Below are 6,957 nucleotides of genomic sequence, written 5' to 3'. Positions count from 1 at the left end.
CCCCCACCGCCACTCCCAGGGCCCGGAGCCGGCCCCCTGATGTCGTGCGGGTGCGGGCAGGGAGTGATGACATCGTGGGCTCCCCCGGATGGTGCGAGTGATCGATATTCCCTGGAGTGCCCGCCTGGCTCCGAGGAGTAACTTCCTCGAATGTATCGGGGGGAGGCGCGAGATTTGTGCTTCACCCTCCATGATGGTGTGTATGGCGGAGGCGATCTACGTCGGCGGGCTGCTCGTGGCGACGCCACGGCTCGACGACCCCAACTTCCGGCGTAGTGTGGTGCTGGTCCTGGAGCATGATCAGGACAGCGGCACTCTCGGGGTGGTCCTCAACAGGCCGAGTGACATCTCGGTCACTCAGGTGCTGCCCACCTGGGACGCGCTGGTGAGCGGGCCGTCCGTGCTGTTCCAGGGCGGGCCCGTGCAGACCGACAGCGCGCTGGCGCTGGCGGCGGTGCCGAGCGGGGAGGAGCCGCTGGGGTGGCGCCGGTTGCAGGCGGGCATTCCCGCGGTCTCCAGGCTGGGCACGGTCGATCTGGACGCGCCCCCGGAGATCCTGGCGGGGGAGATCGCGCAGATGCGGATCTTCGCCGGCTACGCCGGATGGACTCCGGGGCAGTTGGAGTCGGAGATCGCCGAGGGCGCCTGGTACGTCGTGGACGCCGAGCAGGGCGACACCTTCTTCTCCGACCCCGAATCGCTCTGGCGCGCCGTACTGCGCCGCCAGCCCGGGGAACTGGCCTTCGTGGCGACCTGCCCGGACGACCCGACCCTCAACTGACCCTCCGGCTCCCTAGATGCCGTCGAGCGTGTCCCAGCCCGGGCGGAAGGAGCGTTCGGCGAGCGTCAGGGTCTCGTCCACCCGTGCCACGAGCGCGGCCAGATCCTCCTCGTGCGCGCCCGCGCACTCGAAGCCGACCCGGGCGGCGGCCGTGACGAAGGCCACGACCAGACAGGCCCGCCGATCGGGCGGCCCCTCGGCGCCCTGCCTGCGGGCGACCAGGCCGGCCAGCCGGCTCTCCAGCCCCGCAGCCCGCCCGACCGCCGTGCTCAGCAGGGCGGGAGTGGCGTCGAGCAGCCTGCGGGTCTTCGTGTAGCGTTCCTTGTCCGCCTGGCCCGAGGCGGTGAGGCCGCGGGTGACCGTACGGAAGGTGTTGATCAGCGCGGTCCCCGGTGACTCCCCGGCGGGGCGCGACTCAAGCTCCTCGGTCACGGCGATCTCCAGATCGGCCATGTGGTAGAGGGCAAGGTCGTCCTTCCCGGCGAAGTAGCGGAAGAAGGTCCTGGGGGAGACCTCGACCGCCGCGGCGATCTGCTCGATCGTCGTGTGTTCGTACCCCTGCGCGAGGAAGAGGTCGAGTCCCGCGTCGATGAGGGCGTGGCGGGTCTTGAGCTTCTTCCGCTCGCGCAGGCCGATCTGACCCATGGTCGTCATCCCTTCGCCACCTTCATGACACAGTGTGCCATCAATCACTATGTGACACTTGCGGGGCTTTGTCGATTGTCAGTGACTGTCACTATGGTGAAAGATCTTTCAGGTTAAGGGGATGGCAGAGCATGGGGTGCCCTGCTGAGTTAAGGGGGACGTTTCGTGATGGCGCATGCGAAGACAGTGGACGGCCCACTGTCCGGCTCGCCGACCGGAAGACGGGCGCAGGGGCACCGTGGCTCACGTTGATCGCGGTGTCGCTCGGCGTGATCATGGTGATGCTCGACGGCACCGTCGTCGCCATCGCCAACCCGGTGATCGCCACCGAGCTGGGCGCGTCGCTCGCCGAGATCCAGTGGGTGACCAGCGGCTACCTGCTCGCCCTCGCGGTCTTCCTGATCACCGCGGGAAAGCTCGGCGACCTGTTCGGGCACAAGCGGGTGTTCATGGTCGGCATCGCGGGCTTCGCGCTGACCTCGCTCGCCATCGGGCTGTCCCAGGGCATCGGCTGGCTGATCGCCTTCCGCGTCCTACAGGGGCTTTTCGGCGCGCTGCTCCAGCCCGCCGCACTGGCCCTGCTGCGGGCCGCCTTCCCTGGTGAGCGGCTGAACATGGCGATCGGGATTTGGGGCGCCGCGATCGGCGTCTCCAGCGCGGCGGGCCCGATCGTCGGCGGCGTCCTGGTCGAGAAGGTCAACTGGCAGTCGGTCTTCTTCATCAACGTCCCGGTCGGCCTGGTGGCGCTGGTGGTCGGGCTGGTCGTGATCAAGGAGAGCCGGGCCGGGGCGCTGTCGCGCATCGACTGGCTGGGCGTGCTCCTGCTGTCCGGCGCGATGTTCTCGCTGGTGTGGGCGATCATCAAGGCGCCGGAGTACGGCTGGGGCGATGCCAAGACCATCGCGTTCGGCGCCGCCACCCTCGTCCTCGGCGCGCTGTTCGCCTGGTGGCAGACCAAGGCGCGCGAGCCGCTGCTGCCGCTCGGCCTGTTCAGGAACGCTTCGGTGTCCATCGGCACGGTGCTGATGATCCTGACCGCGTTCTCCATGTTCGGGGCGATGTTCTTCCTCACGTTCTTCTTCCAGGGCGTCCACGGGCTGACGCCGCTGGACGCGGGGCTGCGGATGCTGCCGATGAGCGCGGGCATGATCGTCGCGTCGCCGCCGGCCGGGTTCCTGATCGGCCGGCTCGGGCCGAAGATCCCGATCGCGGGCGGCATGCTGATCACCGCGGTCTCCATGTTCCTGCTCTCCCGCCTCGGCATCGACGCCGCGTTCGCGGACACCGCGATCCCGTTCGCGCTGCTGGCGTTCGGGCTGTCCCCGGTGATGGTCGGCGCGACCGAGATCATCGTGGGCAACGCCCCGGTGGAGCTGAGCGGGGTGGCCGGCGGTCTTCAGCAGTCGGCCATGCAGGTCGGCGGCTCGCTCGGTACGGCGGTGCTCGGCGCGATCGTCGTGGCCAAGGTCGCAGACGTGCTTCCCGGCCACTTCACCGCCCAGGGGCTGCCCGCCCCGACCGCCGGTCAGGTTGACCTGATGAAGGACGCCGTGGCGTACGGCCAGGCGCCGGTGCCGCCGGGCCTGCCCGACCAGGCGGTGCAGGCGATCACCACCGCGTCGCACCTGTCCTTCCTGGACGGCATGCACCTCGGTTACACGGTCAGCGCCGCGGTGGCCGTGCTGGCCGCCCTGCTTGTCGTCTTCGTCCGGGCGGGGCGTAAGATCGATGGGCCTTCCGTGCACGTCGGCTGAGTACGGGGCCCCTCGTGCGCATAGACTCGTTGAGGTGAGCACGAAGATCCTTCCCGAGGGCGATGTCCGCCAGGAGCTCTCCCACGACGGAGACCACGAGCGATTCGCCCACTACGCCGACCGGAACAAGATCACCGAAAGCATGGTGACCGGGACCCCGATCCGTGCCCTCTGCGGCAAGGTGTGGGTGCCCAGCCGAGACCCGAAGAAGTATCCGGTCTGCCCGGAGTGCAAGGAGATATACGAGGGCCTGCCCAAGGGCGAGCCGGAAAAGTCCGAGTGACGATGCCGGGATCGCGCAGTGCCGCGGTCCCGGTCCGTCGTGTGCCATGCCCCGGGCCCGGGGGCGGACGCGGGGGCGTCCGCCCGGATTTCGCCGATGACTCGGGCCCCTCGGGAGTGTTGCTCGCCTACTGTGCGCGGCCGTGCCGTTACGGTCTGGATAGCGCCGCGGTGCGGCGGATCTGACCGGCACGTGCCAGGTCCGGCACGGGTGAGACTCGGGGGAGTGCATGGCCCGGCGTTCGATCGCCGCTATTGCGGTATGCCTGTTCGCGTTCGGCACGTCAGGATCGGGTGTGGCCGGCCACGCGGAGAGGGGGCCGGGCGAGGTCCATGCCCATGGTGACGACTGCCCGCCGTACGCGGCGCGCGTCCCGGGGCCGGGCGCCCGGGCCGGGGTGCGTGAGCTGTCGCCGCAGGAGGCCCGGCGGATGGTCGCCGACCTCGACGCGCGGGCCCGGCGGCTGCGGGTCGTCCCCACCGGGGCGATCAACGTGCCGCTGTGGGTGCACGTGATCGACGGCGGGCGGCGGATCAGCAGGGAGTCGGTACGCGACCAGATCGACGCGCTGAACGCCGCGTACGGCGGCCGGTTCGGCGGCGCGGACACCCGCGTGAGGTTCAAGCTCGCCGGGATGACCTCGACCGCCAATCCCGCCTGGTTTCGCGACCCGCTCGGCCACGAGCAGGAGATGAAGCAGGCCCTGCGCCGGGGCGGCCCGTCCGCCCTGAACCTCTATATCGCCGAGTTGAACGAGGTCGTCCTCGGCTATGGCACCTATCCCTACTGGTATCGCACCAACCCGGTGCTGGACGGCGTGGTGATCGACTGGCGCAGCATGCCGGGCGGCACGATGCGGACCTTCAACCGCGGCTTCACCGCGGTCCACGAGATCGGCCACTGGCTCGGCCTGCTGCACACCTTCGAGAACGGCTGCGCCGAGCCCGGCGACGGCGTGGCCGACACCCCGCCGGAGGCGTACGCCACCGAGGGCTGCCCGGACACCAAGGACACCTGCCCGCTGTCCGGCAAGGACCCGTTCCACAACTTCATGGACTATGCCCACGATCGGTGCATGTCGGAGTTCACCCAGGGGCAGGCTGTCCGGATTCGCACTGCATGGGCGGCTTACCGCATGGTTGGGCGGAGTTCTACGCTTAGCAGGTGACAGCACCGACCACAGTAGACGCTCCATACTCCACCCCAGGAATCTTCAGCCCCCGGTACCGTACGGCGACCTCCGGCATCCTGCTCGTGATCACTCTGATCGCGTTCGAGGGTATGTCGATCGGGGCCGCGATGCCCGCGATCTCCAAGGATCTCCAGGCCATCGACCTGTACGGGTGGAGCTTTTCGGCGTTCTTGATGGCCGGTCTGTTCGTGACCGTGATGGCGGGACAGTGGTCGGACCGGCGCGGGCACGCGCTGCCGTTCCTGCTCGGCGTGGCCGTCTTCGTGGCCGGCATGATCATCGCGGGCGCGGCGGTGAACAAGGGCATGTTCATCGCGGCGCGCGCGGTGCAGGGTTTCGGCGGGGGAGCGGTGATCGTCGCGAGCTACGTGATGATCGCGCGCGTCTACCGTCCGGACGCCCGGCCGAAGATCTTCGCGGCGCTGTCCAGCGCCTGGGTGGTGCCCGCCCTGATCGGGCCGAGCGTCGGCGGCCTGGTGGCCGGGACCGTCGGCTGGCGCTGGGTGTTCTACGGGATCGTGCCCCTGGTGATCCCCGCGCTGCTGATGCTGCTCCCGGCCCTGCGCGCCAAGGACGAGCCCAAGGCCGCCGCCGGGGACGCCGTACGGCGGGCCGGGCCCGTGGCCATGACCCTCGCCGCGGCCGGGGCCGCCGTGGGGGCGGGCGTACTGCTCTACGGCGTGGGCGTCCTGCACCGCCAACCGCCCATCGGCCTGGCGGCGTGCGCGGCCGGGCTCCTGCTGCTCGGGCTGAGCCTGCCCAGGCTGTTGCCCGCCGGGTCGCTGCGGCTGCGCCGCGGGCTGCCCACCACGGTGGTCATGCGCGGTCTGCTGTCCGGCCCGTTCTTCTGCGTGAACTCCTTCATTCCGCTGATGCTCCAGGAGGTGCGCGACTTCTCCGACACCGCGGCGGGGGTGGCGCTCACCACCGGCGCGCTGGGCTGGTCGGCGGGAGCGTACCTGCAAAGCCGCGGTGTCGTCCGGCGCGAGCGGCTGATCATGTTCGGCGCGGTGGCCGTCACCGCCGGGATTCTGCTCACCGCGCTCGCGGTGATCCCGGCCGTGCCCGGATGGATCGCGGTGCCCGCCTGGGTCGTGGCCGGGCTCGGCATGGGGATGGGCATCAGCAGCGTCAACGTCACCACGATGGCCCAGTCCAGCGATGCGGAGCAGGGTGCCAACTCCGCGTCCCTGCAGGTGACGGACACGCTGGGGGCCTCCCTGGCGATCGGCTTCGGCGGCGCGCTGATCAACTTCGTCGGCCACGACGACATCGCGACCGGGTTCGTCGCCATCTCCTTGGTGATGGCGGTACTCGGGACGTTCGCCGCGATCGTCGCGGGACGTGTCCGGGTCCGGACATAGATCTCCGTTCTTCCCAGCCGTATCTGTGATCACTGATTTCCTGAGTCCGCGCGGCGGTCGTGGTAGGACAAGGGAGCGGTGGCCGTGCGGGAGGAGGCGTCGTGGAAGAACGACCGGGCACCCGGCGGCCTTACGCCCGGCAGTCGTGGCCCCCGGCCAGGACGCCGAAGACGCCCGAACCGGCGGGGGAGGACCCGCTCCCGCCGTCCGCCCGCTGGTACGGCACGCCCGCCGACCCGCATCCGCGCCGCCTGCCCCGCTGGGTCGTCCGGTCCTTCACGATCGCCGGGAGCCTCGCCGTCGGCCTGTCGCTGATCGCCGGGGCGGTGGTGGTCGTGCTGCGCGCGGTGTCGCCGGAGCCGGCCGTACAGGTCGTCTCCGACGCGCTCGCCGGGGTGCGGCTGCGGCTGCCCGAGGGGTGGGCCCAGCGGCCCGTCGCCCCGGTGACGGCCTTCACCTCGGCCGCCGCCGACGCGGCGGGCGGCGCCATGGTGATGGCCATGCCGGGGCCCCCGCTGGGCGGCGGGTCGCCGCGCGAGGCGGCGCTGAAGGCGTCCGAGCTGTACGGCAGACTGCTGCTGCACGGCGACACGGTCTCGGTGGCCGAGGACGCCGCGATCGCGGTGGGCGGCGCGACCGGGCACGCGCGGGCCGTGGTCGCGCAGTACAAGGACGTGGTGAACCGCCCCGCCTACCTGCGGGTGATCGTGGTGGACCGCGGCCCGAGGACCCTGCTCCTGGTGGCCATCGCGCAGCCCGACGACGCCCGCGCCCGGGCCGCGATCGGCCATGTGATCAAGGGCGCCACGGTCGGATGACCGCGCCGCGCGGCCGCCTAGCACGCGGAGCCGACCTTGGCCAGGATCCGGGCGTACGGCACGTCTTGTCGGTGCCGGGGATTACCCTGGTGTCCTTGTGAGGGCCCCAACCGAAAGAGA

The 6,957-nt window shown here is 70.7% G+C and carries 7 protein-coding genes; 6 read left to right on the top strand and 1 reads right to left on the bottom strand.

The window, feature by feature from the left end; genetic code table 11:
- Positions 1-202: 202 nt before the first annotated feature.
- On the top strand, positions 203-781 hold the full coding sequence (locus tag C1I98_RS07515; protein WP_111166349.1) for a YqgE/AlgH family protein: 579 nt from the start codon (positions 203-205) through the stop codon (positions 779-781).
- A gap of 12 nt (positions 782-793) precedes the next feature.
- On the opposite strand, the gene C1I98_RS07510 is transcribed toward C1I98_RS07515, so the two are convergent.
- Positions 794-1,435, bottom strand: coding sequence for a TetR family transcriptional regulator (locus C1I98_RS07510; RefSeq protein ID WP_111166348.1), 642 nt, complete (start codon positions 1,433-1,435; stop codon positions 794-796).
- A gap of 248 nt (positions 1,436-1,683) precedes the next feature.
- On the opposite strand from C1I98_RS07510, the gene C1I98_RS07505 reads away from it, so the two are divergent.
- From C1I98_RS07505 to C1I98_RS07485, 5 genes are all read left to right on the top strand, one after another.
- The gene (locus tag C1I98_RS07505) at positions 1,684-3,180 is read left to right on the top strand and encodes a DHA2 family efflux MFS transporter permease subunit (protein WP_233507396.1); all 1,497 of its coding nucleotides are present in this window, start codon (positions 1,684-1,686) and stop codon (positions 3,178-3,180) included.
- 34 nt (positions 3,181-3,214) lie between these two features.
- The gene (locus tag C1I98_RS07500; RefSeq protein WP_225878742.1) at positions 3,215-3,463 is read left to right on the top strand and encodes a DUF3039 domain-containing protein; all 249 of its coding nucleotides are present in this window, start codon (positions 3,215-3,217) and stop codon (positions 3,461-3,463) included.
- Positions 3,464-3,758: 295 nt separating this feature from the next.
- Positions 3,759-4,631 carry a zinc metalloprotease gene (locus tag C1I98_RS07495; RefSeq protein WP_199536787.1) on the top strand — a complete coding sequence of 291 codons (873 nt, stop codon included), beginning with the start codon at positions 3,759-3,761 and terminating at the stop codon, positions 4,629-4,631.
- A complete protein-coding gene (locus C1I98_RS07490; protein WP_111166345.1) occupies positions 4,628-6,019 on the top strand; it encodes an MFS transporter in 1,392 nt (463 codons plus the stop codon). Before C1I98_RS07495 ends, C1I98_RS07490 begins: the two co-directional genes overlap by 4 nt.
- Before the next feature lie 101 nt (positions 6,020-6,120).
- Complete coding sequence (locus tag C1I98_RS07485; RefSeq protein WP_111166344.1) at positions 6,121-6,837, top strand: hypothetical protein; 717 nt, start codon at positions 6,121-6,123, stop codon at positions 6,835-6,837.
- Positions 6,838-6,957 lie beyond the last annotated feature (120 nt).

This window comes from Spongiactinospora gelatinilytica, from assembly GCF_003236385.1.
Taxonomy (GTDB): Bacteria; Actinomycetota; Actinomycetes; order Streptosporangiales; family Streptosporangiaceae; genus Spongiactinospora; species Spongiactinospora gelatinilytica.
The sequence above is the reverse complement of the archived record's forward strand: the minus strand, read 5'-3'. Positions and strand labels throughout refer to the sequence as shown.

Coding starts and splice junctions, on each gene's coding strand:
- C1I98_RS07515 (WP_111166349.1), top strand. CDS start 203: ATGGCGGAGGCGATCTACGTCGGCGGGCTGCTCGTGGCGACGCCACGG.
- C1I98_RS07510 (WP_111166348.1), bottom strand. CDS start 1,435: ATGACGACCATGGGTCAGATCGGCCTGCGCGAGCGGAAGAAGCTCAAG.